The 26528-nt window shown below is 51.5% G+C and carries 26 protein-coding genes and 1 pseudogene; 3 read left to right on the top strand and 24 right to left on the bottom strand.

Going from position 1 to position 26528, the window contains the following annotated elements; translation table 11 throughout:
- Window positions 1-4: 4 nt before the first annotated feature.
- The 13 genes from IRJ17_RS11380 to IRJ17_RS11320 all read right to left on the bottom strand — a co-directional run bounded on the left by IRJ17_RS11380 (window position 5) and on the right by IRJ17_RS11320 (window position 14220).
- Window positions 5-1054 carry an ABC transporter ATP-binding protein gene (locus tag IRJ17_RS11380; protein ID WP_242774717.1) on the bottom strand — a complete coding sequence of 350 codons (1050 nt, stop codon included), beginning with the start codon at window positions 1052-1054 and terminating at the stop codon, window positions 5-7.
- Window positions 1055-1071: 17 nt separating this feature from the next.
- Complete coding sequence (locus tag IRJ17_RS11375; protein ID WP_122965942.1) at window positions 1072-2160, bottom strand: putative 2-aminoethylphosphonate ABC transporter substrate-binding protein; 1089 nt, start codon at window positions 2158-2160, stop codon at window positions 1072-1074.
- Window positions 2161-2561: 401 nt separating this feature from the next.
- Entirely contained in the window at window positions 2562-2885 is a 324-nt protein-coding gene (locus tag IRJ17_RS11370; RefSeq protein WP_122965943.1) for an antibiotic biosynthesis monooxygenase family protein, read from the bottom strand.
- A 2-nt stretch (window positions 2886-2887) separates the two neighbouring features.
- Entirely contained in the window at window positions 2888-3592 is a 705-nt protein-coding gene (locus tag IRJ17_RS11365) for an aspartate/glutamate racemase family protein (RefSeq protein ID WP_242774715.1), read from the bottom strand.
- Window positions 3593-3713: 121 nt separating this feature from the next.
- A complete protein-coding gene (locus tag IRJ17_RS11360) occupies window positions 3714-4604 on the bottom strand; it encodes a sugar nucleotide-binding protein (RefSeq protein ID WP_242774713.1) in 891 nt (296 codons plus the stop codon).
- A 464-nt stretch (window positions 4605-5068) separates the two neighbouring features.
- Complete coding sequence (locus IRJ17_RS11355) at window positions 5069-6622, bottom strand: xanthine permease (protein ID WP_242774710.1); 1554 nt, start codon at window positions 6620-6622, stop codon at window positions 5069-5071.
- Window positions 6623-6658: 36 nt separating this feature from the next.
- Window positions 6659-7117 carry a nucleoside deaminase gene (locus IRJ17_RS11350; RefSeq protein ID WP_122965997.1) on the bottom strand — a complete coding sequence of 153 codons (459 nt, stop codon included), beginning with the start codon at window positions 7115-7117 and terminating at the stop codon, window positions 6659-6661.
- A 25-nt stretch (window positions 7118-7142) separates the two neighbouring features.
- Entirely contained in the window at window positions 7143-8096 is a 954-nt protein-coding gene (gene arcC / locus IRJ17_RS11345) for a carbamate kinase (protein ID WP_242774707.1), read from the bottom strand.
- A 65-nt stretch (window positions 8097-8161) separates the two neighbouring features.
- Complete coding sequence (locus IRJ17_RS11340; protein ID WP_122965948.1) at window positions 8162-9598, bottom strand: cytosine permease; 1437 nt, start codon at window positions 9596-9598, stop codon at window positions 8162-8164.
- 146 nt (window positions 9599-9744) lie between these two features.
- Window positions 9745-11169 (bottom strand): YlbE family protein, encoded by a 1425-nt coding sequence (locus IRJ17_RS11335; protein ID WP_122965949.1) that lies wholly within the window; start codon window positions 11167-11169, stop codon window positions 9745-9747.
- Window positions 11170-11171: 2 nt separating this feature from the next.
- Window positions 11172-12719, bottom strand: coding sequence for an acyl-CoA synthetase FdrA (gene fdrA, locus IRJ17_RS11330; RefSeq protein ID WP_173599577.1), 1548 nt, complete (start codon window positions 12717-12719; stop codon window positions 11172-11174).
- Window positions 12701-13603 carry an oxamate carbamoyltransferase subunit AllH family protein gene (locus tag IRJ17_RS11325; protein ID WP_173598212.1) on the bottom strand — a complete coding sequence of 301 codons (903 nt, stop codon included), beginning with the start codon at window positions 13601-13603 and terminating at the stop codon, window positions 12701-12703. The genes fdrA and IRJ17_RS11325 overlap by 19 nt, the downstream gene beginning before the upstream one ends.
- A gap of 8 nt (window positions 13604-13611) precedes the next feature.
- Entirely contained in the window at window positions 13612-14220 is a 609-nt protein-coding gene (locus tag IRJ17_RS11320; RefSeq protein WP_242774704.1) for an ankyrin repeat domain-containing protein, read from the bottom strand.
- A gap of 192 nt (window positions 14221-14412) precedes the next feature.
- Between IRJ17_RS11320 and IRJ17_RS11315 the strand changes: the two genes are divergently transcribed.
- Window positions 14413-16107, top strand: coding sequence for a PucR family transcriptional regulator (locus IRJ17_RS11315; protein WP_122965953.1), 1695 nt, complete (start codon window positions 14413-14415; stop codon window positions 16105-16107).
- A gap of 105 nt (window positions 16108-16212) precedes the next feature.
- Here IRJ17_RS11315 and IRJ17_RS11310 read toward each other — a convergent pair.
- The 6 genes and pseudogenes from IRJ17_RS11310 to IRJ17_RS11285 form a co-directional block, all read right to left on the bottom strand.
- A pseudogene (locus IRJ17_RS11310) lies at window positions 16213-16455 on the bottom strand (alpha/beta hydrolase fold domain-containing protein); the annotation flags it as partial.
- A 261-nt stretch (window positions 16456-16716) separates the two neighbouring features.
- Window positions 16717-16791, bottom strand: coding sequence for a YvbH-like oligomerization domain-containing protein (locus tag IRJ17_RS11305; protein ID WP_232322303.1), 75 nt, complete (start codon window positions 16789-16791; stop codon window positions 16717-16719).
- 68 nt (window positions 16792-16859) lie between these two features.
- Entirely contained in the window at window positions 16860-17465 is a 606-nt protein-coding gene (locus tag IRJ17_RS11300) for a stalk domain-containing protein (protein WP_173599578.1), read from the bottom strand.
- A gap of 67 nt (window positions 17466-17532) precedes the next feature.
- Window positions 17533-18162 carry a hypothetical protein gene (locus IRJ17_RS11295; protein ID WP_242774701.1) on the bottom strand — a complete coding sequence of 210 codons (630 nt, stop codon included), beginning with the start codon at window positions 18160-18162 and terminating at the stop codon, window positions 17533-17535.
- A gap of 18 nt (window positions 18163-18180) precedes the next feature.
- The gene (locus IRJ17_RS11290) at window positions 18181-18828 is read right to left on the bottom strand and encodes a zinc metalloprotease (protein ID WP_157128110.1); all 648 of its coding nucleotides are present in this window, start codon (window positions 18826-18828) and stop codon (window positions 18181-18183) included.
- Between the two features lie 256 nt (window positions 18829-19084).
- Window positions 19085-20296: an MFS transporter gene (locus IRJ17_RS11285; protein WP_242775256.1), complete on the bottom strand. Its 1212-nt coding sequence runs from the start codon at window positions 20294-20296 to the stop codon at window positions 19085-19087.
- A 959-nt stretch (window positions 20297-21255) separates the two neighbouring features.
- Here IRJ17_RS11285 and IRJ17_RS11280 point away from each other — a divergent pair.
- On the top strand, window positions 21256-21837 hold the full coding sequence (locus IRJ17_RS11280; protein WP_173598154.1) for a TetR/AcrR family transcriptional regulator: 582 nt from the start codon (window positions 21256-21258) through the stop codon (window positions 21835-21837).
- A gap of 98 nt (window positions 21838-21935) precedes the next feature.
- Here the strand turns inward: IRJ17_RS11280 and IRJ17_RS11275 are convergent, their stop codons facing one another.
- The 3 genes from IRJ17_RS11275 to IRJ17_RS11265 form a co-directional block, all read right to left on the bottom strand.
- Window positions 21936-22550 (bottom strand): PH domain-containing protein, encoded by a 615-nt coding sequence (locus IRJ17_RS11275; RefSeq protein WP_173598153.1) that lies wholly within the window; start codon window positions 22548-22550, stop codon window positions 21936-21938.
- A 96-nt stretch (window positions 22551-22646) separates the two neighbouring features.
- Window positions 22647-23204 (bottom strand): nitroreductase family protein, encoded by a 558-nt coding sequence (locus IRJ17_RS11270; protein ID WP_122965957.1) that lies wholly within the window; start codon window positions 23202-23204, stop codon window positions 22647-22649.
- Window positions 23205-23318: 114 nt separating this feature from the next.
- On the bottom strand, window positions 23319-23576 hold the full coding sequence (locus IRJ17_RS11265; RefSeq protein ID WP_122965958.1) for a hypothetical protein: 258 nt from the start codon (window positions 23574-23576) through the stop codon (window positions 23319-23321).
- Window positions 23577-23789: 213 nt separating this feature from the next.
- On the opposite strand from IRJ17_RS11265, the gene IRJ17_RS11260 reads away from it, so the two are divergent.
- On the top strand, window positions 23790-24728 hold the full coding sequence (locus IRJ17_RS11260) for an alpha/beta hydrolase family protein (protein WP_242774698.1): 939 nt from the start codon (window positions 23790-23792) through the stop codon (window positions 24726-24728).
- 126 nt (window positions 24729-24854) lie between these two features.
- Here IRJ17_RS11260 and IRJ17_RS11255 read toward each other — a convergent pair whose 3' ends face one another.
- Together IRJ17_RS11255 and IRJ17_RS11250 are read right to left on the bottom strand one after the other, a co-directional pair.
- Window positions 24855-25595: a GntR family transcriptional regulator gene (locus IRJ17_RS11255; protein ID WP_217022389.1), complete on the bottom strand. Its 741-nt coding sequence runs from the start codon at window positions 25593-25595 to the stop codon at window positions 24855-24857.
- 187 nt (window positions 25596-25782) lie between these two features.
- On the bottom strand, window positions 25783-26520 hold the full coding sequence (locus IRJ17_RS11250; RefSeq protein WP_122965998.1) for a PIG-L deacetylase family protein: 738 nt from the start codon (window positions 26518-26520) through the stop codon (window positions 25783-25785).
- Window positions 26521-26528: the final 8 nt, after the last annotated feature.

Below are 26528 nucleotides of genomic sequence, written 5' to 3'. Positions count from 1 at the left end.
GCGCTCACCCCCGTCCTGCGCTGGCGTCTGCCTGCTCAAAACAAAGCAGATTTTCCAGCGGGAACTCCAGCCACACTTTTTGCCCGCGCACAAGCCCCAGCTTGCGGGCCTGGGTCGCCAACAGATCGAGCGTCAGCACATCAGGCGCGCTCTGACCGCTCTCTTCCCAGGCGAGAAACATCCGGTAAAAGGAACCGCGAAACTCCATCTCGGAAATGATTGCCGGGATGCCGCACTCCGATTCGTCCGGCAAAAGCCGCACATGCTCGGGACGGATGGCGAACAATCGCTGGTTGTCTGCTTGCTTGTGCTCAAAGCGATCGGGAGCAAAAAAGTTGATCGCTCCGATAAAATCGGCGACGAACGGGTTGGCAGGCTTGTTGTACACTTCTTCCGGCGTACCCACCTGCACGACCTCGCCGTGATTCATCACGACGATCTTGTCTGCCATGGTCAGCGCTTCCTCCTGATCGTGCGTGACCATGACCGTAGTCATTCCGTATTGTTCATGCAAACGGCGAATCTCCCGACGCAGCTTTTGCCTTACTTTTGCGTCCAGCGCGGACAACGGCTCGTCCAACAGCAGCACATCAGGCGACAGCGCAATAGCCCGCGCCAAGGCAATCCGCTGTTGTTGGCCGCCCGAAAGCTGTCCGGGATATTTGGCGGCGGCATGAGACAAATCCACCATGTCCAGCGCCTCTTCCACTTTCGCGGCAATCGCTTTTTTGCCCAGCTTTTTTTCCTCTAGCCCAAAGGCGATATTTTGCGCCGCAGTCAAATTGGGAAACAACGCATAAGACTGGAACATCATCGCGATGTTTCGCTTGGCCGGAGGCAGAGAGGTAATCTCCCTGCCGTCCACGATCATCCGGCCTGTTGTCGGTTGCTCCAATCCTGCCAGCATTCTCAGTAATGTCGTTTTGCCGCAGCCGCTGGGGCCGAGCAGACAGACAAATTCATTTTTGTCGATATCGATGGAGATGTGCTCCAAAGCGGCAAACAAACCGAAACGTTTACTGACCCCTTGAATGGATAGATAGGATGGTGTCATGCTGTTCTCCTCGCTGCTTACTTGGGTTCGCTCTTGGTCGCGTAGCGTTTTTCCCACTCAGCCAAAACTTTGTCGCGGTTTTCCGCCGCTTTTTTCAGGTCGAGCTTGACCAGTTGCGAGATCGGGTCTACGGAATAGCCTTCCGGCAGTGGCGCGCCGTCCTGCTTCACGCTGACGATGGCATAGTTCTGGTTGTAGGCTTTCATCGCTTCATCCGTGATTGCCCAGTCGAGGAACAGTTTGGCCTCTGGTTTGATTTGCGCTTTTTTGATCAAGCCGTTCGCTTCCACGTCCCAGCCGGAGCCTTCTGTCGGGAAAACGACTTCCACGGGAGCGCCTTTTTTCTTCTCGGTAATGGAACGGTAGCCGAAGGAAATGCCGATCGGATACTCACCCGACGCCGCCATTTTCGCTGGCTTCGAGCCGGAATGCGTGTAAATCGCCATGTTCTCGTGCAGCTTGTCGAGGTAAGCCCAGCCTTCCTGCTCGCCTTTGAGCTGCATGATCCCGTTGACGGTCAACAGTCCTGTGCCGGACGAAGCCGGGTTCGGCATGACGATCAAGCCTTTGTACTCCGGTTTGATCAAATCTTCATAAGTGCGGGGGATCGGCAAGTTGCGCTTTTCCAGCTCTTTGGTGTTGACGGCAATCGCCGTTTCCCAGGCGTCAATCCCTACCCAGCTGGCAGGCTCTTTCGTATCTTTGAACTCAGGGGAGACACGCTCGATTCCTTTTGGCGAATAGCCTTCCAGCATTCCTTGCTGTTCCAGTACCAAAAGGCTTGTCGCCGCTGTACCCCAGACGACGTCTGCTTGCGGATTGTCTTTTTCCGCCAAAAGCTTTGCCGTGATGATTCCGGTCGAATCACGCACGATGTTGACCTTCACATCCGGGTACTTCGCTTTGAACGATTCCAGGTATGTCTTGATCTGGTCGTCCTCCAGCGCGGTATAAACGGTAATCGCTCCCGAAGCAGCTTGCTGTTGGCCCGCCTGACTTGCCCCCGCTCCTTGTGTGTTTGCTTGGGACTGTGGAGCTTGTCCGCATCCAGCCAAAAAGGCGATCGACAAAAAGGACGCAAGTAAAGGATAATGCCACTTTCTCATTGAGAATCTCTCCCCTGTGTGGAATATTCATTTCCTGACCTCACGTCCCATCTTACGGGCCTAATATTAAGTGGATGTGAATCCAGCGTAAAGGAATTGTTTTTAAGTGGTTTTTGTTTGTTTTAGTTGTGTAATTCTTTTCCTGCTCTCGCCTGGTTGACGAATGTCTCGCGCAAGTGGCAGGCGAGCTGGATTTTCAACACGTCTTCCGGTCGCTCAAAAGAGAGGTCCCCCTAAAAACGCTGGCTGCAAAATAAATAGCCCCGTTCCTCCATGCCACCAGGCAAAGAGAAACGGAGCCTTCTTTTTTCTGTGAAAAATGTCTCGATGTTTTTCATGACATGGGCTGTAGCCGCTTGCGCTTGCGGTCAATCAAACGGTCATGACCGTTTTGTTTGCACTTACAAGGTGTAGTCGCGCTCTACCTTGCAAATGCGCGTGATGTAATGGCCGTACCACATCTGTCTTCCTTTTTCCTGTGCCACCCGGTGTTCCTCGTTCCGCTTCCATTCGCGAATCGCTTCCAGCGAGGCCCAGTAGGAAACAGTAATCCCGAAGCCGGATTCGTCGCGGACGCTCTCTACTCCCAAATACCCGGGTTGCTCCGCAGCCAGCTCCACCATCCGGTCCGCCATCTCCCCGTACCCTTGATCTCCCGCTGTTCGCTGGGAGGAAAAGATGACGGCGTAGTAGGGCGGTTTCGGGGTCTGTGCAAAAGGATTCATGCTTACTCTCCCGCTTTCAGCAAAGCCGCTTCTACCGCTGCCTGCGCATGAATGAGAGATGTATCAAAAACGGGAACCTCGCAATCGTTGGCCGAAATCAGCAAGCCGACCTCTGTACAGCCGAGAATGACACCTTCTGCTCCTTCGCTGATGAGACGGTTGATGATTTTCATATACTCGCTCTTGGATTCCTCACGAATGATTCCCCGGCACAGCTCTTGGTAAATGACGTCATGCACGATTTTTCGTTCCTGCTCATCAGGTATGAGCACCACGATGCCGTGAAGCTCGCGCAGGCGATCCGTGTAAAAAGATTCTTCCATCGTAAAGCGGGTAGCAAGCAGGGCGACCCGCTTGATTCCTTGCGCGGTTATCGCTTTTCCCGCCGCATCGGCAATGTGCAAAAAGGGCAGCTTCGTCGCGTCCTCGATATAAGACGCCAGCTTGTGCATCGTATTGGTGCACAGAACGATCAGATCGGCACCTGCCGCCTCCAAACTCCGCGCTGCTTCTGCCATCTGCTCTCCCGCCTCGTCCCAGCGACCATCGCTCTGCATGTCTGCGATTTCGGCAAAATCAACGGAATACATGATGCTTTTGGCGGAATGCAGCCCACCCAGTCGTTCTTTTACAGCTTCGTTGATCAGTCGATAGTACACGTGAGAAGACTCCCAGCTCATGCCGCCGATTAATCCGATCTTTTTCATGTTTTTCGCTCCTTTGTCTGCCATCCGTTTTGATCGCTTTTCCGGAAAATTCATTCCAAGTGTGGCAAAAGGTCAGAATCGTTTCGCCAGTGCAAGCGCAGGCGCACATCCTGCCTCTTTTCTAATGCCGTTCTGTTTCCTTTGCCGCGCTGCACGCTGCTTCCCCCACTTGGCGAAAACGCGTGCGCAACAACGCATTTGCCCTGCCTGTGTTCAGCGAGGTATCCAGCGGAATCCCTTTTTCCCTGGCTTCTTCTGCATCCAGGCGATCCTCTGTCACTAGGCGAGAGTCAAGTCCGAGCGCTTTTGCCAGCGTGACAGCAAAAGAATAATAGCTTTCTTTTTGCGCGGGACCGAGGTGCAGCGTCCCGACGAAAGAGCTGTCGGCCAATTCCTTGATCGCTTGAGCGGCATCCTGTACATGCAAAAACGTTTTGAACAAATTGCTCGTACGGGTGATCGGTCGGCCAGCGGCAAGCTCCTGGCGAATCGTCGCCGCTCTTTTGTCCCATTTGCCCAGGGAATTGCAGCCGTAGAGCGGGCCGATGCGAACGATGACATGCTGTTCGCGGCGCTGCCGGACAAGCTCTTCCCCCAGCCATTTTGCCCGCGAGTAACGGGCCAGCGGATTGCGTTCAGAGAGCATCAGCGGCTGGTCTTCCTCCGCAAAAGCACCCGTCCCTTGTCCGAAAATGCCGTCAGAGGAAATGAAAATGACTCGGCTCTTTGGCGGCAGATGCGCCTGCAAAATGTCCAAACCTTCTGTAATCAGAGCATGCTCATCGGTCGCGCTCATCAACGCCCAGATGACGACCTCCGGCGCAAAGTCCGCAAGCAATGCGGCAAACGCTGCGGGATGAGTGACGTCGACCTGCACGAGCTGCTCTCCTGTTGGCGGAGCAGAATAACACGTGCCTACAACCTCGTTATCTGCATCCTGCTGTAGCTCATGGAAAATTTGCGCTCCCAAATATCCACTGGCTCCCAGCAGCAACATACGCCGTTTTTTCATGCCAGCCTCCCCTCTACTCGCGGTTTCCAATATGCTCCAAGTCTACTATAGAAACGCAGTTTGCGGAAATGGGAAAGTCGGCTTTTTCCGAACAAACTGCAAAAGCACCAGTTGCTTGCCCGAAAATGCCGTCAGTGGATATGCAGATGACTCGGCTCTTTTGCGACAGGAGCTTTAGCAAGGTATCCAGGGATTCGCGGTCGAATCGGGGAACCCCCTCCCTGATTTTATAATCCTAAATCTCCCGCATTAAGGGACTCCCAGTGCCGACTGATTTTCAAGGAATCATTTTCCTTTGTTATAGTCACTTGAGCCTCCTACTTCCTTTTTTATCCAAGGCACAAGTATTTTACGTTTTCCCATATAGAAAGGTTGCAAATAAAGAGTGTCCAGACAAACAACAAAAAGCTGTGACCCCGTTTCGGATCACAGCTTTTCTTTTTCGCAACGCAGCCGCAGCCAGCTTATGCCTTCGCGTCTTTTTCTTGCAGTTTAGCCAGCGGTGCGTTTTTGTCCATCATGTATTTGCCGACAAAAATCGCTGCGACCATCAAGTACGAGTAGACGAACTGCATGGACGAATCTAGGGCAAAGCCGACCGTTGGCGAGTGGATGATGCCAAACAAGGACAGAGCGGCCCCCGCCGCACCAGCGATTGCGCCCCGCAACGGCTTGTCTGTAATCGCAAAGATCGCGATGCACCCCCAGACCATGCTGCTGATCGGCGCCCCGTTGCCAAGATGCATCAAACCGTTGTAGTAAACGCCTTTGTTCGCCATCACGTCCACCCCTACCTTTGCCCCGGTCGTTCCGGCAGCGGACAGCACGTTATTGGTCAAGGTCAACGCCCAGTTGGCAATCCACGGGAACATGCAGATGAAGATGACCGGGACTTCCAGCTTCGGCGTCTCCCGCACGACCTGGTTGGCTGTGACGATCCCGATATAGACGAGAATCGGCACAATCGCCGCTACCGGAATGACCGCAAGCAAGAACGCCCCGATTCCGAACAGCGAGATGATGAACATCGACAGGCCAGTCGCGACGGTATAGCCAATTCCGGCGCCGAGAGATTTCCAGCCGGCATGTCCAACGTACACAGTGACCGGGTACGGATTGCCGCAGAAGCAGCCGATGATCGAAGACAGGCCGTTGGCAAGCATCACTTGTCTTGTTTTGTACTCGTCGCCGGCAGCGTGCGCGCTTTCGATGTTTTCCAGGTCAAAGATGTAGTTGGCCAAGCCCAGCGGCACCGCAGACGCCAAGTAAGGCAGAGCGTGCGGGATGCCTTGGATCAGCGAGTCGACATGCACGGTCGGCGGATTGAAGCCAAACGATTGCATCGATGCAGCAATCGCTGCCGGATCTTGCAAGCCAAATGCCCAAGCGAGAATCGTTCCAGTCGCCAGCAGCAAAAAGCCTGTAGGAATTTTCGCCAAAATCGGCTTTTTCCCGAACCAGTTCAAGAAAATGATGATGAGGACAGCAAACGCGACAACAGGCGTCTCGAACGATTGCAGCATCGGATTCATCGCGAGCAAAAGCAGGCCAAGCCCGGACAAGCAAGAGAGCAGCACCGTTCTCGGAATCATGCGGCGGATCGTATCGCCCAAAAAGGAACCGACGACGAGAATCATCGCTTCAAAAAAGCACCAGACCAGGGCAATCTGAAAGGCAAACTCCGCATTTTTGGTAGACAGATAGACGGGCAAAATTACGAGAAACGTCACGGTAAAAATCGAAGGAGCGCTCGGGCCGGACGGCAGTGCCGTCACATCTTTTCTCCCGGTCGTTTTGGCGAGAAAATAACCGAACACAAAGTAGCAGATGCTGGCGAGAAAGATTCCGAGGCCGAACGCAGGAACGACGCGGCCATACACGATCTCTTCCGGAAAGCCGACAACAAACAGCAACAAAGCGATCATGGTCAGAAGGTTTGTCAAGTTGTTGGCAAGCAGGCCGAAGTACGCGGCCCAGTCACCCTTTTTCCACAGCAATCCTTGCAATGATTTATCCATGCTGCCTCACCCCAACTGTTTTCTTTGAAATGGCGATTACTTTTGCGTTTTGTTCAGCTCGTGGAAGTACGTAAACAGGTGATCGCAATCCTCGCGCTTCTCCACCTTGATCATGTTCAGGACGCTCTTGTCCTTGCCAGTCAAGTAGTCGCGCAAGTGCATGTCGGAAAAGCCGTGCTCATGCGCATCGTGAGAAGTCGAGCAATAGTGGACGACCTTGATGCCGGACCAGATGATCGCGCCTACGCACATCGGGCAAGGTTCGCACGTGGCGTAAATCTCGCAACCTTCCAGATTCATCGTGCCAAGCGTTTTGCACGCTTCGCGGATCGCGACCATCTCGGCATGCTGGGACGGGTCCATATCCGCCATCATCCGGTTGCTGCACACCGCGATAATTTCATCGCCGCGCACGACAGCCGCTCCGAACGGCCCGCCGATTTTGTTTTCCATCCCTTCGATAGTTTTCTCTACAGCCAGTTTCATGTAATCCACGATCATGCGTCCTCCTTGCATCGGGTTATTGTTTGACGATGTGCGTGCCTGCTTTGCCGACGATCGCGTCTTTCAAGCTCTCCGGGTTGGTGATGATGACCCGCGACCCGCGATGCTCCAAAAAGCTCAGGCTCGCCTCGATTTTCGGCAGCATGCTGCCTTTGGCAAAATGCTCTTCCTGCACATACTGCTTCGTTTCTTCTATCGTGATTTGCTCAAGCGCCTTTTGCTCCGGCTTGCCAAAATGGATGCACACTTGCGGAACGCCCGTCGTAATAATCAGCGTCTGCGCGTCGATTTGTTCAGCCAGCAGGCTTGTGGCAAAATCTTTGTCGATCACGGCGTCGATGCCGTCGTACGTATTTTCCCCCGTCTTGACGACCGGAATGCCGCCACCGCCAGCCGCGATCACCACGTATCCGGCTTCGATCAGCGAGCGGATCGCTTCTTTTTCCACGATGTCGATGGGCTTCGGCGATGGAACCACTCTTCTGTAGCCGCGCCCGGAGTCCTCGATGAACACCCAGTCCGGATGCTCGGCTTTCATCGCTTCCGCCTGCTCCAGCGTAAAGAAGGAGCCGACTGGCTTCGTCGGATTTTGGAAGTTCGGGTCTTCTTTGCTGACTTCCACCTGCGTAATGATGCTCGCCACTTTTTTGGCAATCCTGCGTTTGGCGAACTCGTTGGTGAGCGCCTGCTGGATTTGGTAGCCGATGCCCCCTTGCGTGTCTGCCACGCAGTTGACGAGCGGAATCGTCGGCATTCCCGACACTTCATGGGCAATCTCGCAGCGTCGCATCGCGAAGCCGACCTGCGGGCCGTTGCCGTGTGTAACGACAACCTGGAAGCCTTGCTCGACCATGTCGGCAATGTTGATCGCGGTTTCGCACACCGCTTCGTATTGATCCGCGATCGAATCGCGACCGTTATCTCTCACCAATGAGTTGCCACCGATAGCAACAATAACGAGTTCTCCCATTGGTAAACCTCCTTTTCTTTTTGCAAAAAGTCATGCTGTTTGCTTGCCAAGGTCGTCCGCTTTCTTTACTGCTTTTTGTAAAAAAGCGTGTAGAGCACGAACGACAAAATCAGCCCGCTGAAGAAAGCAAATTGGTTCAACATGGACAAAATCGCCACCTGGGGCAAGAACGCCCCGGACATCGGGAGCAGGAAGCTGATAGCCATGACCAGGCAAGCCACTTTGTTGTAGCCGCTGGCATGCTCGCCGTTATCTCCCGGCTTCACGTAGATCGTATCCAGGTTGAGCTTGCGCCTGCGCTCGATGTAAAAGCTCGACAGCATGATTCCGGCGATCGGGCCGTACATGGAACCGATAAAGCTGTAAAACAAGTACAAGGTAGCCGTGCTCTCGACGAGCTTCCAGGGCAGGATGAGCGTGCCGATGACTGCCGTCCAGATTCCGGCCGACTTGACGGTAAACCATTTAGGTAAAAGCGCTGTCATTTGCAGACCTGCCGGCAACAAATTTCCAAAAACAACAAAGCCGGTCGCCCCGACGTTCAAAGCCAGGATCAGCACGATGACAGCAAACGGATTGTCAATTTTGCCAATTGCGTCGACGATATTGAAAATAGGTTCTCCAAAGGCAATCTGCGTTCCGACGATCAACCCGATGCACGTAACGGCAAACAGGAGGTAGGAAACGATCATTCCGATCGGCAAGCCATAAAGCGGAGCCTTCGGCGATTTTGCCCGCTGGGTCAGGTCAGAGATGTTGACAATCGGCCCAGCCCAGTTCGATACAAGCGCACTTACGCATGCGATGAAGACTAGCCCATTTTCCATCGGTTGGGCAGGAACGTACTCCATGATCGGACCGATTCCGCCTGCGATCGTAATCGCCCAGATCGCCGCCCCGATAATGAAGATGTAGACGACGGGTGACGAGTATTTGCTGAAAACGCTGAGAATGTTCATTCCGCCCAAAAACAGGGCCACAGTGATGATCCACAAGAAAAGATAGGAGAGCATCGTCGGGAAATTGAGTCCGAACAGATCGAATCCGGCTCCCCACGTCATGTAATCAGGAAAAATTCTCGCAAAAATGACGTTCAACGATTGGGCGCCAACGACCGTTGTCGCACCGAAAAACACAACTCCGGCAATCAGTCCGCGGCACAAGGCAGGAATAATCGAGCCTTTCACGCCAAAGGAGTCGCGGAGCAGCATGGCAAAAGGCACGCCGTACTTCGCTGCCGAATGACCGTTCAGCACATAGCCGGCCGAGACGATCACGGCAGACAGCATGACGGCCCAAAATACTTGCGGAACACTTAGTCCCAGCGCAAAAAATCCGGCGACTGTCATGTACGACATGATGTTGTGAACAGCGCCCATCCAAACGGTAATGTAGTGAAACACGCCCCAATCTCTTTGTTCAGACGTCTTGGGCAAAATATCGTCCGAATACCCGTACGATTTCAGCTGCTCCGGCGAAATCTGCTCTGCGGGTTGTCCCATGACTTTCACCTTCCTCGCACTATAGGAGACTCCCATCCATGGAAGAAAAGAGTCTCACGCGGGAAAGCCTGCTCGCGGCGCTAACTTCTTGCTGTCGCGCCGCGAGCGCAAACCGCCTTCCTGCGCCTTGTTGGTCCAAAACGTTTTTAGCTGATGCTCTCCGTCAAAGCCAGGAGAGCTTTTTCAAAAGCTTCCATCGGCGGATACGTGATACCCGCGCCGATCATGCCGATGCCGGCGTCTTTGTGGGCAATCGCCGTATTGATGACTGGCAGGATGCCTGTTTGGATGACTTGGCGAATGTCGATTCCGGTAGCTACCCCTTGGAAGTCCAGCAGCGGGATCGTCACATTCGGATTTTCCGCTGTCGTGATTTCTTTCATCGTGGTAGAAAAACCGATCGCTTCCTCAACCGTTCCCCCTACGAGCGCTACGATTGCGGGAGCAGCAGCCATGGCGAAGCCGCCGATTCCGTATGTCTCCGTAATCGCGCTGTCTCCAATATCGAGACCGGAGTCTTCCGGCTTGTAGCCTGCGAACATCGGACCGATCACTTTTTGGGCAGGACCAGTAAACCAGGTGTTGCCTGCCATGCCGCTCACGCGAATGCCAAACTCGACACCATTGCGCGCCATTGTCGTGACAATCGTGCTGTTTTCGATTCCGTGCGCCGCATCCAGCGCGCATTTGCACAAAGCCATCCACGTCGGGCCGGAGAAATAGTCGCTGCTTGCCACAAATTCAAATACTTCGCGTTTTTGCTCGGTCGTGAAGTCAGTCTGCAAAATATGCGGGGTCAGCGCTTGAATCAGCAGGCTTGTCCCGGCGTTGTTGCGGTTGTGGCACTCGTCGCCCATATGGAGAGCCTGTGCCAGCATGAGGCGCAAATCGATTTCGCCTGCGATCTTCATCGCGTCGCGCAGCATCGGCCCGAGTACGTCGCGCATCCAGTTCAGGCGCGTGATGACGCTCTCGTCATTGGCACCCATGCGCAAAATTTTTGCCATTTGCTCGCTCATGTTTGTGTAAGCGACATTGCCGTACGTTTTGTTTTTCACTACGTGCATGAACATCGAAGCAGAAGTGACACCAGCCATGGAGCCTACGCAATTGTGCTCGTGGCAAGGAGAGAAAGTAATTGCGCCGGAAGCGGCTACTTGCTCTGCTTCCTCGATGTCTTTTGCCAAACCTTCGAAAACGATCGCCCCGGTTACGGCACCTTTCATCGCACCGCACATTTTGTCCCAAGTGATCGGAGGTCCTGCGTGCAAAATCGTCGTTTTGGTCATGCCCGGCACGACGTTGATGGCCTGGTCAAACCCGACGAGCATCGGCTGCGAGTTGATAATGCGCTCCACTGCCAGCTTGTTGGCCGCCGCGATTTTGTCTGCCAGCGCCGCGTTCTCCAGTCTGTCGAGCGCACGGATCAGTTCAGGCTTGCCGCCGCCTGGCGGTTTCCACTCCAGGTGCGTGGCATTCGCATTTTGCTTGATGATATCGTCTTTGAAAAATTCGATCCCTACGTTGATCGCATGGATGTTCCCGGCGAACAGCTCGTTGATTTTGCTCATGTTTATGCCCCTTTCACTACAAATTCTCTGGCCAGAAGTCCAGCGTTTGTGCTGCTGCTGGCAATCGTCACGCCTGCGTCCATCAGCTTTTTCACTTGCTCGTCGAAGTTCGGCGTATCCAGGTCGGTTCCCATTACGTAGCCGAGAATCTCCAGATGTCTGCCTGCTTTTGCCGCTTGCGTTTTTGCCTCCACAATCGCTGGCAGCATTACGCCGACAGGGTCTTCGTGCGAGCCGAAGCCGAGAATGAAGTCCATCAGGATGACGCCGACAGACGGATCTTTCGCTTCCTGCAAAAATCTGGCGATGCGCAAGGACGGGTCGATCATCGGGTGCGGCTTGCCGTTTGTGAAGTCGTCATCGCCCATGTCGAGGTACGTGTGCGCTTTGCTTTCATGAATGTTTTTCAGCTTGTAGTCGGGATTTTTCTGGATGTTGCTGTAGACGTCCGCGAACGTTTCCATGGCGAGATACATCGCTTCATCGCAAAGAGTGCCGCCGCAGAACAGGCCGCGAACGTATTTTTGCTCAGGCGCAAGCTTCGCGCGCACTTCTTCGATCAGCGGCCAGTTGAGGGCGCGTTTGTTGATCTCGTCTTCATTGGCCCCTGCGAGCACGACTGCTTTGAGCGCCGCTTCTTTGGTTGTTTTGGCAAAATGGCCGCCTGCCGCCACCACGGCTTCTTCGTCTCCGCCGATGAAGTAGACGACTACTGGCTTCGTGCAGTTTTTCACCTGCGCCAGCACTTTTTCCTGAACCGATGCGGCTGGCGGCTTGGAGATGAGCACAATCACTTTCGTCGCCGCGTCCGCTTCCAGCGCCTTGATGCCGTCGATCATCATGATGCCGCCGACTTGCTCGCTCAGATCGCGGCCGCCCGTGCCGATCAGCTGTGTGATCCCGCCGCCGAAGTCGTGGATGCGCACGCTCACTTCCTGGCTGCCTGTTCCCGACGCGCCCACGATGCCGATGCTGCCTTTGCGCACCGCGTTTCCAAAGCACAGGGCAACTCCGTTGATGATCGCCGTACCGCAGTCTGGCCCCATCATCAGCAAGCCTTTTTCATGCGCGTATTGCTTCAGGGCAATCTCGTCCTCGATGCTCACGTTGTCGCTGAACAGCATGACGTGCAGATCGTTTTCCAACGCTTTTCTCGCTTCTCTCGCCGCGAAAGCGCCATTGACGGAAATGATGGCGAGATTCGCTTCGGGGATGCTCGCCGCAGCAGAATCGATAGTCGGGTACTTGATCTCGCTCGCGCCTTTGCTGCCGCCTTTTTTCTTGGTGAACAGCTCTTCGATTTGCACATACGCGCTCTCGGCCAGCTCTTCTGTCGCCGCCTTGACGACGATCATCAGGTCGCTGCTTTTCGCCGCTTCCAGCTCCGGCGTGAGCAAGCCGACGTTTTTCAGCACTTCCTTGTTCATCTCCGTACCCATGGCAATCACTGCCTGTTCCACGCCCTCAATCTGATTCGCTTTGGTGGACAAAGACATCAGCGACACGGAATCAAAATACGTGCTTTGCTTGATTACAACTTTGGTAGACATACATTCCCTCCGGCTTCTAGATTTCGTTCCAAACCGCAAATCAGTCCCAGGGCCATATCGGTGCCTGAAGAAGAACCGATGCCCACGACTTTTTCCAAAGCTGGCAGCAGCTCTTCGCGCGAACCTTGCGTCAAGCAGCGAAGCAAGTCGACCAGCGACTCCCTCACTTTTCCGCTCGCTGCCTTTTTTAGCGTGATGGAACTGATTTCATTCGTCAGCTCTCTGGACGACTCGACCACTTTTTCAAAAAAACGGCATGACAAACAGCAGGGAATGTTCTGCATCTTGTATACAATGCACAATCCCACCAAAAAATCGTCTCCCGATGGCGTCAGCCCCGGCCCCAGTCCGACAAGCCGGACAGCCTGCTCGCTGGCTGACTCGCTGTTGCCCTTCGCCAGCTCGATTGACAGCGCCTCGGCACGCTCATTCAGCATGCGGGACGTCTCCCTTTCGAACAAACTGGCAGGGCGGGAAGACATTTTCATGCCTCCCGTTTTTCCCTTCGCGTCCACATACTGCTTCATGAACGCTACATTTTCGCGCAAAACGTCTATGTCACAAGGATAGGAAGGCAAGTGCGCTTCCCACTTTGTTGCTTGCCTTATGCAGATGAAGACGCCCGATCCGACAATCAGCTCGTCGCCTTTCCCGTAAACAGGATCGCCTTCCGCCACCTCCATGCCAGAGAGGGAAGGCAGATCGATCACCAGTGTGTTAGGACCGTTGTCCAGCTTGTTGCAGGCAATCGTGTACAGCTCATTGTCGTCGAGACATTTCAGATTGATCGTTCGCTCAAAAACACTGTGCACGAACCCGTGAAACGAGGAGCTTGCCAGCTTCTTGCAAAAATCCGCATCGCCAGACAATGCCTGAATGCGCATAGCTTGTGTTACTTCGCTCCTGCTGCGAGCAAAATTTGTTCGATTTCGGTGTAGCCTTTTCTTCTGGCAAGCTCAAGCGGTGTGACCCCGTATTTATCCACCATTTGCACGTTGACGCCATGCTCGATCAAGAGCTTGATGATCGTCTGCTGTTTTTCGCCGCCATCGCCCAAAATGATCGCTTCGATGAGCGGTGTCCAGCCGACGAAGTTCGTATGGTTTACATTGATATCTGTCGTGGTAAGCAGCTCGCGCACGATGTCTACATGGCCTTTTTCGCAAGCTGGCGTCAGGCCGACACCGCCAAAACGCGTCAAAAGTTCCAGGTTTGTGCCCGCTTTTACCATCATTTGCACAAGCTCCAGCTTGTTGTGAATGCAAGCGTACAAAAACGGGTTGAAGCATGTTTCATCCTGCAAATCGATATCCGCACCAGCTTCGATCAAAAATGAAACCGTATCCAAATGATCGTGCATCGCAGCCGTCAAAATAGCGGTACGCTTCTGTCTGTTTCGCGCATTGATGTCGACGCCTTGCTCCAGGTGCTGTTTCAGCGCCTCGATGTTTCCCTCTGCGGCAGCTTCGAGAAAAGCCTGCACTACGCTTTGGTCTGTCATGGTCGCCCTCCCATTTTCTCGTGGTGTTCACCGTTTTTTCTCGCAAAAAAATTGGACAAGCCTTCTGTCTTACAGCATTATTTTAGACAGGGGGCATGAAAACGTCATTGTGTATCGAAACTAAAAAAACGCGAAGGTCATTGTGCACATTGCATAAATAGCTTCTGTCCCGACACGAAGGAGTGATCCCGGATGTTGACCATAAAAGATTTGCTCCAGATCAAATCCATCGAAGGCATCAAGATCATTGCCGGAGAACAAGGCATCGACAATGTCATATCCATCGTCAACATCATAGAGAACCCTGATGCCTTCGACTGGCTGTCTTCCAACGAGCTTTTGCTGTCAACCGGGTACATTTTCAAGGACAATCCCGAACTGCAAAACAAAATCATCAAGGAACTGGCAGAAATCAACTGCTCGGGGCTGTGCATCAAAATGCAGCGTTACTTTGATCAAATCCCGCAAAACATGATCGACCTCGCCAACCAATACGGCCTGCCGCTTTTGGCGCTGCCTTTTGAATACACGCTGTCCAAAGTAATCGCCATCATCAACGAAAAAGCATCGGGACGTTACGATTTGCTGAACCGCAAGACGCTGGACATGCACAACGCGCTGTTTCGGATCGCGCTGGAAGGCGGCGGCCTGGACCGCATCTCCTCCGAGCTGTCCGAGACGATCAACAATCCGGTTCTGTTCCTGGATCGGGACTGGCATCTGCTGCAAGCGACAGAAGTCGCCGAGAATCCGATACCGCTCGCCTCCTGCCTGACGCTGAACAAGAACAGGCCCGTTTTTACCCGCGAGTTTACCGATTCTGTCCCGAAAAATATCAGCCAGATCAAAAAATCGATCAAGCGGATTTACCACGCGAAAAACCAGGACGTCAAATGCCGAATCTTGCCTGTCGCCGTCGCCAACTACATTTATGGCTACATCGTTGTCTGGCAAACGGTTCGCGAGCTGAACGAATTTGACTACATCGTGCTGGAGCAAGCTTCTACCATCGTAGCGCTGGAGCGGATCAAGGCGCGGGAAATCGAGGAAGTGAAGCTGAAGATCAGGCAGGACTTTTTCGACGATCTTTTGACGGGCAAAATTACCTCGGCTGAATCGATCCAGACATTGTGCGATCTGCACGGACTCAATTCGGCTTACACGTACTTCTGCATGGTCATCAACATCGAGCCTGTCGAGCTGGAAGAGATGGCCGATATGGTCGATCGCAAATACGAGCTGGACCGGATCGCCAAAAAATGCGTGGATCTGGTCTACGACTACTCAAGCAAAGCGCCTGGAGAGGTCACTTGCTTTTACCGCAACAACCGGATCATTATTTTGCTCGGGCAGCATGAGCATCGCCCGCTGATTTCCGTCAGCGAAGCCAAGCAGTTTGCTGGCGAGCTGTACAGCGCTCTTGCGGAGAAAATCAAGAAGACCTTGTTTTTCATCGGCATCGGCCGATCCTACAAGACGATTGCTTCCTTGCACAAAAGCTTTTCCGAAGCGCACGAAGCGATCCGGCTCATGCAGCGCTTCAACAGCAAAGGCGATGTCTCGCATTTTGAAGACTACTCGGTCTATCATTTTCTCGATTCCAACATCAAGGACAGCGAGTTGGAGGACTTTTTCCTCAAGCGGCTCGGCAAGCTGTACGAGCACGATCAACAGTTCGGCACGAGCTTCATGGTGACGCTGGACCAATACTTTTTGCATAACCAAAATGTCAGCGAAGCGGCAAAAGCGATGTTTATCCATCGCAACACGTTTATTTATCGGATTGAAAAGATTAAGGAACTGCTGAACATGGATTTGAAAAATTCAGAGGAGCTGTTGCAAATTCAGCTTGCTTTGAAAATCGGGAAGCTGCTGCATAAAGACTGAAAAAGACCCTGTTCGAACGAAATGGCCGGAGAAGCTACGGGAAAAGGCTATCTCCCCAAGTCAGATTGCCTGGAGGAGATAGCCCTACCCTGTCGCGCTCATCGCTTACGGATTAAGCGCTCTTGCCATCGCATTCACATAGTTTTCAACAGCACGCTGGCTTACTTCTGCCTGCGGAACGAACCCTTCAAAAACGTGGAAGCAGCCGGGATACAACTGAAATTCGACGTCTACGCCCGCTTGCGCGAGACGCGTCACGTAGTCAATCGTCTCATCACGGAATACGTCGAGCTGACCGACGCATGTATAGGCAGGCGGCAGCCCGGCCAAGCTTTCCGCACGCGCTGGCAGTTCGAGCGCGGAATCAAATCAGGCGAAATCGCCCCGCCAATAGACGCCAACGCTGTGTCCCAATCGCTGATCGTCTCGTTGATCGGGCTGACCGTCCTTTTGAACGCTCGGCCACAACGCTCTTTCGCGAAAAATACGATACAAGTCATTCTTCAAACACTTGGTTAACGAAAGGAAAAAAGAGCGCCATCCATGCAGGGTGAGCGTTGCGTTGGCAAAACGCCGCTCTTGAAAGCTCTGCACGGGACACTCCCTCTGTCATTTCCAGTTTTGAATATATGTTTCAAGCACTTTCCCGAAGTCTTTGACGACGTACTTTTCCCTGGCACCCACCAGCCAGTCGAAAGCGTACTGATTGAGCGGCCTGAGCTGGGACGCAGTTGTTTCATATAACGAAGTAGTTAACTTTTCTTATCTCTTAGCTTTGCTATTGCGGCGTCTACTTTTTTATGCAAATTTAATTCTGTGTTAAAAGGCACATAAAAAATCAAGGCATTATCAACCTCATAAATAAACGGAACGATCATATCTGTTCTCTCTCTTATTACTTCAAATTCCAACCGCCCTCTTACTCGCTCTTCATAAGATTCATAAACGTATATATGAAGATGCTCCATCTCACCAATTTGATAACTTTCCGGTGTTTTTTTATTCAATGGAAAGTACGATAGTTTTGCAGGATTTAACGGTAACCCGTTGTCTTTAAATGCCTTTTTAATTTCCTCTGAACTAAGCAACCTTGTAATCTTTGCTTTCATTACTTCTACATTTTGCTTTTCGGGATTCCATTTCGTTGTGTAGCCTAAACTTTCAGCGAGTGGCCTCAATGGAACATAAGTTGTCCCATTATAATTTAATGCTTGCTTTGCAAGAGGAAGCTTTTGACCGTCAACTATTACATCCTTAATATTAAAACTAACAGCAATTTGATGCAGAGGTTCAGCAAAAACACTTATGGAAGTAAATAGCACACCTCCGACAATAAAGCCTGATAAAAATTTTTTCATGTAATATTTCACCTCTTCACGATAATCAAAATCCGTTGGAGTACATAGCCAACGGATTATTTTTTATTTATTCCCAATTATACTTCTGAACTACTTTATCTTTTAATTTTTGAAAATGATTCAAATTATCCCCAATAATTTCTTCATTTGCTACATCATCATATATTGCATCTTCAAAATCTGTTATAAACGTACGATTTTTAACATTATCGTTAATTGAGTGATCGTACTTTCCTTGGTACATTCCGACAATTTGGTAGGAGTTTTCTTTTGGAGTATCTCGTAAGAACAACGTGTACTCTCCTTCTTCATTCATTAAATTATACCCTTCAACCGTAACAAACTCATTTTTCTCGCTATCTATTGCAGCTGGCTCGAAGACCAGCACATTGTCCTCTTCCTCAAGATCGCCTTTCATAACCTTTTTAATCTTAACTTTTGATTTCGAAAAAGGTATGAAATCGGTGACAGAATCTCCGAGAATTGTTTCTCTTTCTCCGGTAAATTTAGCATTTACAATTATTGGGGATTGACTCTCTAATTCTTCAATATCTTCATAAACTTTATAATCGGCATGGTAAGAAAATACTTTCATTCCTTCCGTTTTCGCCATAAGCGTACCAGATGTGTAATTAATTCCGACAATTGCTGCAGCCATTGCAATTATTCCAATAGTTAGTTTAGTCCTTTTATTCATTTTATTATATCCTCCTCATTAATACTTCCATTGAAGGTTTGATATATCTAATTGCTGAAGGTCAGGATAGCTGATTTGTCCTGAAACCATGACTGATTTCACACCATCATACTGATGCTCCATAGCAAAGGCATGACCAATTTCATGAATAGTAGTTTTATTGCGCTCATCCGAAGTAAATTTGTGCTGTTTCATCATATAATCATTCAACCAAATTTTTGCATAAGCCCATGTTTCATAATTAGATGCGCGCTCATAGCTAGTAGTTTTGGGATCAATTTTAAACGGGATCATAATCCCGAATGCATCTCTTGCATACTCACTAGAATTTTTTTCATCCATCACTATACTTAACATTTCACCGTCACCACTTGATAATTTCCTAAATCCAATATTTGCATCACTGATTGAATCAAATTCATTTACAGCATCATCGACATATCTAGAGTACCCAAGTCTATCTACAGCGTTACTAGTTGAATATGTTAATTTTGAATATTTACTATTAGAAAATCCACCTCCTGGCCAAAAAGCGTTCGCATTTGTTTTTCCTTGAGATCCAGACGCTGGGATTGAGAAGGCACTTACCACAAAAAGAATGGCAACTAACGATGGTATTTTCCTCATAAAAACAAACACCCCAATATTTGTAAATTTCACTTTCATTATAACCAACTATATTCACTTTCTGCAATTACTACAGATTTACAAAACTCGACATTATTCCTTACCTATACACAAGCTTTTATCCTCATTTCGATAATCTTCTCCATTAAATCAATTAATTTGCCTTGGCTCTTGCCCTTGGTTTTTGCCCTTGGTTTTTGCCCTTGGTTTTTGCCCTTGGTTTTTGCCCTTGGTTTTTGCCCTTGGTTTTTGCCCTTCGCTCTTGCCCTTGGCTTTTGCTCTTACCTCGCCCTGACTACTTACTCTCCCCCCTTTCCATCCCCCTCGCCCCTCTTGTCATGCTCCAAAACAAAAGTGCCACCGCGCTCACCGAAGCTCCAAGCAAGCACACTCCGTCCCAACCGTAATGCGTATATACATAAGTAGAGCTGATCGAGCCAACAGCGCTTCCGATGGAATAAAAGACCATGTATCCCGCCGTCAGCCGACTGCGTGCTTCTGGGCGGATCGGCAAAATCATGCTTTGATTCGTGACGTGGACGGCCTGTACCGCCAAGTCCAGCAGAACGATGCCAATAACGAGCACCAACAGCGACTGCTCTGTATAGCGGATGAAAAACCAAGACAGCAACAAGAGGCTGAGAGCAACGCCAGTCGTTTTTTGCCCGTAACCCAGATCAGCCAACTTCCCTGCCCGCGCTGCCGCCAAGGCGCCAGCAACTCCGGCCAGTCCGAACGCCCCGATGGCCGTGTGCGAGAGAGACAACGGCGGCGCACTGAGCGGCAATGCAAGCGGTGTCCATAAAATGCTGAACGCGGCAAAAATCAGCAGGGCCAAAATCGCACGTACCCGCAGGATCCGCACCTCGGCGAACAAGACGAACACGGACTTCAGCAACTGGGAGTAGGATAGCGGCTTTACCGTTCGCTCGATATTCGGCAACACCTTCCACAACACGCCAACGACCAGCAGCATCAATGCCGCGAAGACGAGATAAACGGCGCGCCATCCAGCCAAATCAGTAAGCGATCCGGCAACGGTTCTGGCGAGCAAAATGCCAATGACGATTCCGCTTGTGACCACCCCAACGACCCGGCCGCGTTCGGCAGACGACGCCATGGTCGCTGCGAACGCCACGAGCGTTTGCGTCACGACCGCCAACAATCCCACAAGTGCGATACCCGCGTACAGAATCGCGCTGCTGGAAGCCGTTCCTACCAGCACAAGCGCTAGGACAGATAACAGCATCTGTGTAATGATCAATCGCCGCTGGTTCAACAAATCGCCTAACGGCACAAGCAGCAACAATCCCGCTCCGTAACACACTTGCGTGACCGTAATCACGCTCCCGATAACAGAGTAGTCGATGCCAAACTCCCTCGACAGATGATCGAGCAATGGCTGGGCGAAGTAGATCGTAGCTACCGACATCCCGCATGCCACGGCAAACAGCCACGTAACCAGCCTGGAAATGCCAGAGCCTTGAACAGCATCCGAATCGCACAGCGTCGGCTGTACTGGCTGCTCCAGTTGCGCCGGTTGTTCTAGATGCGCTGACTGTTCCAGCTGCACCGACTGTTCCAGCTGCTCAGACCGACCTAGCTGTTCCGACTGACCTAGCTGTTCCGGCTGCTCTGACTGTTCCGGCTGGCCTAGCTGTTCCGACTGGCCTAGCTGTTCCGACTGTTCCAGCTGTCCCGGCTGCCCTAGCTGCACCGACTGTTCCAGCTGCTCCGACTGTCCCAGCTGCTCCGACTGTTCCAGCTGCTCCGACCGACCTAGCTGTTCCGGCTGTTCCGATTGTACCGACTGACCTAGCTGTTCCGACTGTTCCATCTGTCCCGGCTGCTCCGGCTGTTCCGATTGTTCCAGCTGCACCGACTGTTCCAGCTGCGCCGACTGCTCCAACTGCTCCGACTGTCCTAGCAGTTCCCGCTGCTCCGACTGTTCCACCTGCATCGACTGACTTAGCTGTCCCGACTGTCCAAGCTGCGTCGACTGTCTCAGCTGTTCCGAATGCACCGACCGATCTAGCTGTCCCGATTGTTCCAGCTGTCCCACCTGCACCAACCGACCTGGCTGTTCCACCTTTTCCAACCGCATCGGCTTTTCCAAATCCACCGACTGTCCCAGCTCCACCAAATCCACCGCCCCGTCTACCCGAACCGCCTCACTCTCCATAGCCTCTTTCATTTTGAACTCACCTCGATTCTATGCTTAATAAAAAAGCCAACCACCAACAACAATACAGTACCGATCAGTACGTTATTGTGCCCAGAAAATATATCCCATCTCTTCTTCCCCTGTCAATAAAAACATCCACAAACGCAAAACCCCGCAACAACACCGCTTCTCCCTCGAAGCCAGGATACTCTCATTTGACAACACTAGCCAAAAACCATAAAATATATCATACCGATAAGTAATAAATTCATTCACCCATATCGAGAGGGACAAAAACAAAAATGGCGAGAACACGCGAGTTTGACGAAGAAAAAGTATTGGATGCTGCCATGCAGCTTTTTTGGGAGAAAGGGTACGAAGCGACTTCTTTAAGCGATCTGACAGCCAGGATGGGTATCCAGCGCCCCAGCATCTATTCGGCTTTTGGCGACAAAAAGGAACTGTTTGAAACCGCCTTGCGCAAATACACGATGTCGCACGCATCCGAAGTGCGGAATCGGCTGCAGAGCAAGCCATCTGTCAAAGAGGCGTTTCGCGCTTTTTTTGAACAAGTGGTGGAAGAGGAGTATGCAGGTGATCTCAGTCGGGGCTGCTTTTGCATCAATACGATGGTCGAGCTTGCTCCGCACGATGAGAAATTCGAGATTTTGACCAGAGAGCATCAGATGTATTTGGCGGTCATCTTTCAGGAAACGATCGAGCGCGGAATCAAATCAGGCGAAATCGACCCCGGCATAGATGCCAAGGCCGTCTCGCAGTCGCTGATCGTCTCGTTGATCGGGCTGACTGTCCTGTTGAAAGCCCGTCCACAACGCTCCTTCGTGGAAAATACGATTCGCGTCATCCTTCAATCACTTGGTTAACGGAACGGAACTAAAAAAAGAGTGCCATCCATGCCTGAGCAAGCATCCGTAAAACGGCGCTCTTGAAAGCTCTGCATGGGGCACTCCCTCGATCGTTTCTAGTTTTGAATGTACTTTTCAAACACTTTGCCGAAATCTTTGACGGCGAATTTCTCCCTGGCGTCCATGAGCCAGTCGAAAGAGTACTGATTGATCGACCTGAACTGGGACGATACATCTGCCTGATGGCCTGTGACTCTGCTCAGTGTGCTTTGCGCAATGCTCAGACTTTCTTGGGCAATCTGGAGCGCTATTTCGTTCTCGCGCGTGATCGAGGCGATCTTCAGCAGCGCCTTGTACAAATCTTTCAGCTCTTCCAAATGCTTTTTATTCACGTCAATCGAGTAATGCACGTCGCCGATGGAAAATTTGATTTCCACATCCAGGTCGACGGTGCCTGCTGTTTCCAAAGCGACGTTTGCGATTTTGTGCGTGCCGTAAGAAAAGCGGCGCAGCGTGCGCTTTTTGCTGGTTGCACTCGTTCCGTCCAGGTGAATCAGCGCCAGGTTCGTAAAGCAATATTCGTCTGCTTTGGATTTGATCAAAAAGTAGATTTTTTCGTTGTCTTCATGCATGACGTAATCGTCTGCATCGACTTTGTCAAAGTCGGCTGGCTTTACCACTATCCCGACATTGCTCAATCCGAGCGCGTCTGCGGCCAATTTTCCGAACATGCGCAAAACCTCCCTTGTATTTTGGGCTTATGCCTATCCCCCATTATTGTACGTGCCAAACAATCCCAGGTTGTTATTTATTTCAGCCAGTCAGCGTTACAGCCAGGTCGTCTTCTCTTCCGCAGCCACACGGTTTGTCACAGGCGCATCCGCTTCCGGGTAGCCGATGAACAGCGTGCCTACAACCTTTTTGTTTTCCGGCGAGCCGAGAAATTCCAGCAAGCGCTCGTCGCGCACCAAGCCGATTCCTCTCGTGCGCCAAACCATGCCAAGTCCAAGCTCCTTCGCCGCGAGCCACATGGAATGAATCGCGCAGCATACAGCGTATTCGTTGTCTTCCGATGAAGCCTCGTCGCCCGGAATTACATCCGATGTGACGACGATGACCAGCGGTGTTTTTTCCAAAACAGCCAAAGAGTCCTGGACGAGATTCGGCTTGGTCGGAAAACGCTCCAGCAAAAACGCCTTGGCGATTTCCTCAAACCGTTGCTTTGCCTCTCCTCTGATGACGTAAAAATGCCACGGCTGGCGCAAACGGTCATTCGGGGCCAAAACGGCGCAATCGAGCAGCGCCTGGATTTTCTCTGTTTCGACTTCTTTCGGAATATAGTTGCGGACGGCTCTTCTCTCTTTCAATGTTTCGACTACGGACACGACTGTTACCTCCTCGCTTTCTTTCCATTCATAAATTTCCCATTTCATTATATCGAATGGCAAATCGGTTCGTATAGAGCGGCCGGAAGATTACGCTCCGAACCCCGTTTTTTTTCATTTGGAATGAATCGCCATATGCGCCGTGTGCTCGTCTTCTTTTTTCACGTAAATATCGTACTGGGTACGATCCTCGCGCGGAAACATCCCTGCGCTGTCTGCTCCCAAGTGACTCCGACCATATGAGTACGAACGAGTCCGAAACTTCACCCCGTGGGCGGACAACTTGTGGACGATTTGCAAATATCGCTCGTGACCGAACGCCGTATAAACCAGGCACTTGTATTTGGAAAAGAGCGTGAGAAAAAAGTTCATGAACGCTTCTCCCTCCCTTTCATCTGGCACATGCCAAACAGAAACGAAATCAAAATTAATAATTGACAGAAAATTATCCACTCGTTACTATGAATTATACAACTAACCATACAACTATACATGTATTAGTCTTCTTGTTGTATGAACTTTGGAAAAGGAGGTTGCGATGCACAAGCCGTCAACACGTCAAAACGTCAAATCCAAGGAGGACTTATGAACAAGCCAAAATATGTCTCTGCCAACATCCTACTCGCTCTCATTCTGCTTTTTGCGGGCTTCCAGCAAAGTACATTCGCCCAGGACAAGATTTCTGCAAACCAAACAGCTGCGATTACAGCAACAGAAAGTCCCGTCTCCATCGCCAACAAGTCGTACGTCGTTCCCGGAATTTTGACAGTGCCTTCCACAGCAACAAAAGAACATCCAGCTCCTGCTGTGCTGCTCTTGCATGGCACGGGCGGAAACAAAAACGAGCTGGGGGATATATACAAAAGACTGGCATCCAAACTGGCCGCAAACGGGTACGCATCTTTGCGCATCGATTTTGTCGGCGGTGGCGACAGCAAGGTCCCTTATGTCTACAACAACTTTGACGATTCCGTGCTCGATGCCAATCAAGCTATTGCTTTTCTCGCAAACAACCCGCTGGTCGACAAAACAAGAATCGGCGTTCTCGGCTGGAGCCAAGGTGGCCGGATTGCGCAAGTAGTGGCTGCGAGAAACGAATCGGTCAAAGCGCTCGTGACGTGGGCATCTGCTTCTTCCAACGGCGCGACAGACTTCGAAGATATGTTCAAGTATGAGGAGCAGGCAATAAAAAATGGCTACTACGATTTCGTATTGCCATGGGGCAGCAAGCTTCGCCTTGGCAAGCAGTGGTTTGTGGCAATGAAAAATTCAAAAGCAATGGAAGAAATCAAACAGTACAAAGGCCCGCTGTTAGCCATTCACGGCTCTTTGGATGTCATTGTGGTTCCTGCCAAGTCACGCGAATTGCTGAAAAACGCAGGCAGCAACGATGCGACTTTGCGCATTTTGGACAAGGCAGATCACGGATTTCTCATTGTCAAAGGCGACAGCCTCAATCCTGACCAGTCCACACCGGAAGAACTGCTCAAAATAACGGTCGATTGGCTTGCCGAAAAATTATAGCAACCTCTCTCTGACGATAGCGAAAATCCCATCAGCGCACCTTCTGATGGGATTTCTGTCATATGCCGCAAGTATAGGGCAGACAGGCAGGCGAAACACATTCGCTGGCTGCTGCTTACCGCTTTCCTAATGCGTGCAGATCGTTAGCTGCGCGTCCTCTTCCGGAACAAAAAATTTATTGTGCATCAGGATGTTCCCCGTCTTATCGTAAATCACTTCCAGAATCAAGACGAACCAATTGTTTTGGGAAGGCATTTTATGCGTTTTAATGAGGTCGTTGCCTTTGACAAACTTGATTTCGAGCTTCGTACTGTGCGCGTGTTCATAGATTTGCTCGTCTACAAACGCCGCGAGCTGCGCTTCTTCGGCGTAGTTGATTGAGTATGCCTCAAAAGTGTCGTAGGGAATCATCGTGAATCCGTAAGCTCTCGCCCGTTTTTCATGTTCATAGAGCCGATCAACGCCCATAACCCAAGGGACGATTTTTCCAAGCGTATTGATCACATAATCATTCGGCACATCGATCCGATAGCTGATCGTTGCCAGCTCAATCTCGTACTGTGAGCACTTATAAACGGGATTCGTCTTTTTTTCCAACCCGGCATGGTTCACGTTAGGTGTCTTGCTGACATAGCTGCCTGAGCCGTGACGCATGACGATAAATCCGTCTTCCTGGAGCAGTAAAAGCGCCTGCCGCAAAGTCATCCGGCTGATCCCGAGCATCTGGGACAAGTCTGTCTCGGATGGAAGTTTGCTATTTTCGGGATATAGACCGCTCTGGATCATGTGCAAAATTTCGTTGTACGCCTTAATATATCTCAGAACTTTGCTATCGTTTTGCCCTTTTTTCGGATTTGTGATAAACACTCACCTCTTCTCTTCCCCTTCCTCTCATTATATGCCCGCCGGAAGCGGTCTATCAAACAGATGATGTATACACCGTGGCAGACATGGTTGAAAAAAGCGGCTGCTCTCCGCGCAAAAACGCCGGATCGCAGCCGCCACGCCAAATAACAGGCATATTTTCAGTTCTACTGAACGGGCCAAAGACACCCTACAACTCCATCACCGGAATCCCTTTCGGCGCTCGCAACGGCTCAATTGGCTTGCCCGCCGATCGCACCAGCGTGTAGTATTCATAGCAGCCAATCACGGTAAAGTCGCCATCAATGACGCCCGGATAAGCGCGGTTGACGGAATACACCTGGCTCTGGTGGGCGCGCAGCGCTTCGCCTTTTTGTGTCCGGTAGTCTGTGATGTCTACCTTGCCTGTAATCGGAACCGCAGGCTGCGGGCCACTGTCCGGGCAATGGTCGTAATAATGCGGGATCGACACGTAGTACAAATCCGGATATTCATCCGCCGCAAGCTGCGCTTCTGCTTGTTCGACCGCAAGCGTGGTCGCTTTGCAGGTGACGATATGATCGGGGTGTCCGGTCACGCCGTCTGGCGGAAACGTGATGACGACATCCGGCTTCCACTCCACGATCGCCTCGCGTATTTTGGCTGTCAGCTCAGCCAGATCGGCATGCTGCAAAGATCCGTCCGCATAGCGGAACAAATCCAGCCGCTTGATGCCGAGCACTTCCGCGGCTTTTGTCAGCTCCTGCTCCCTGTGGCGAGCCAGCTTTTCCCGGCAATCGATCTCAAATGGTCCGGATCGCCCTTTGCAACCAGATGTGATGCACAAGTAGCAAGTCTCTTTGCCCTCTGCCTTGCATTTGGCCAGAGTGCCGCCGCAAGCGAAGGACTCGTCATCCGGGTGGGGGAATACTACCATCAGTTTTTTCATCTCGGGCA

It is taken from the genome of Brevibacillus parabrevis (assembly GCF_022701015.1).
Classification (GTDB): domain Bacteria; phylum Bacillota; class Bacilli; order Brevibacillales; family Brevibacillaceae; genus Brevibacillus; species Brevibacillus parabrevis.
Note: the sequence above shows the minus strand (reverse complement) of the source record. Positions and strands in the feature narration are given on the sequence as shown.

Coding starts and splice junctions, on each gene's coding strand:
- IRJ17_RS11380 (WP_242774717.1), bottom strand. CDS start 1,054: ATGACACCATCCTATCTATCCATTCAAGGGGTCAGTAAACGTTTCGGT.
- IRJ17_RS11375 (WP_122965942.1), bottom strand. CDS start 2,160: ATGAGAAAGTGGCATTATCCTTTACTTGCGTCCTTTTTGTCGATCGCC.
- IRJ17_RS11370 (WP_122965943.1), bottom strand. CDS start 2,885: ATGAATCCTTTTGCACAGACCCCGAAACCGCCCTACTACGCCGTCATC.
- IRJ17_RS11365 (WP_242774715.1), bottom strand. CDS start 3,592: ATGAAAAAGATCGGATTAATCGGCGGCATGAGCTGGGAGTCTTCTCAC.
- IRJ17_RS11360 (WP_242774713.1), bottom strand. CDS start 4,604: ATGAAAAAACGGCGTATGTTGCTGCTGGGAGCCAGTGGATATTTGGGA.
- IRJ17_RS11355 (WP_242774710.1), bottom strand. CDS start 6,622: ATGGATAAATCATTGCAAGGATTGCTGTGGAAAAAGGGTGACTGGGCC.
- arcC (WP_242774707.1), bottom strand. CDS start 8,096: ATGGGAGAACTCGTTATTGTTGCTATCGGTGGCAACTCATTGGTGAGA.
- IRJ17_RS11340 (WP_122965948.1), bottom strand. CDS start 9,598: ATGGGACAACCCGCAGAGCAGATTTCGCCGGAGCAGCTGAAATCGTAC.
- IRJ17_RS11335 (WP_122965949.1), bottom strand. CDS start 11,169: ATGAGCAAAATCAACGAGCTGTTCGCCGGGAACATCCATGCGATCAAC.
- fdrA (WP_173599577.1), bottom strand. CDS start 12,719: ATGTCTACCAAAGTTGTAATCAAGCAAAGCACGTATTTTGATTCCGTG.
- IRJ17_RS11325 (WP_173598212.1), bottom strand. CDS start 13,603: ATGCGCATTCAGGCATTGTCTGGCGATGCGGATTTTTGCAAGAAGCTG.
- IRJ17_RS11320 (WP_242774704.1), bottom strand. CDS start 14,220: ATGACAGACCAAAGCGTAGTGCAGGCTTTTCTCGAAGCTGCCGCAGAG.
- IRJ17_RS11315 (WP_122965953.1), top strand. CDS start 14,413: ATGTTGACCATAAAAGATTTGCTCCAGATCAAATCCATCGAAGGCATC.
- IRJ17_RS11300 (WP_173599578.1), bottom strand. CDS start 17,465: ATGAAAAAATTTTTATCAGGCTTTATTGTCGGAGGTGTGCTATTTACT.
- IRJ17_RS11295 (WP_242774701.1), bottom strand. CDS start 18,162: ATGAATAAAAGGACTAAACTAACTATTGGAATAATTGCAATGGCTGCA.
- IRJ17_RS11290 (WP_157128110.1), bottom strand. CDS start 18,828: ATGAAAGTGAAATTTACAAATATTGGGGTGTTTGTTTTTATGAGGAAA.
- IRJ17_RS11280 (WP_173598154.1), top strand. CDS start 21,256: ATGGCGAGAACACGCGAGTTTGACGAAGAAAAAGTATTGGATGCTGCC.
- IRJ17_RS11275 (WP_173598153.1), bottom strand. CDS start 22,550: ATGTTCGGAAAATTGGCCGCAGACGCGCTCGGATTGAGCAATGTCGGG.
- IRJ17_RS11265 (WP_122965958.1), bottom strand. CDS start 23,576: ATGAACTTTTTTCTCACGCTCTTTTCCAAATACAAGTGCCTGGTTTAT.
- IRJ17_RS11260 (WP_242774698.1), top strand. CDS start 23,790: ATGAACAAGCCAAAATATGTCTCTGCCAACATCCTACTCGCTCTCATT.
- IRJ17_RS11250 (WP_122965998.1), bottom strand. CDS start 26,520: ATGAAAAAACTGATGGTAGTATTCCCCCACCCGGATGACGAGTCCTTC.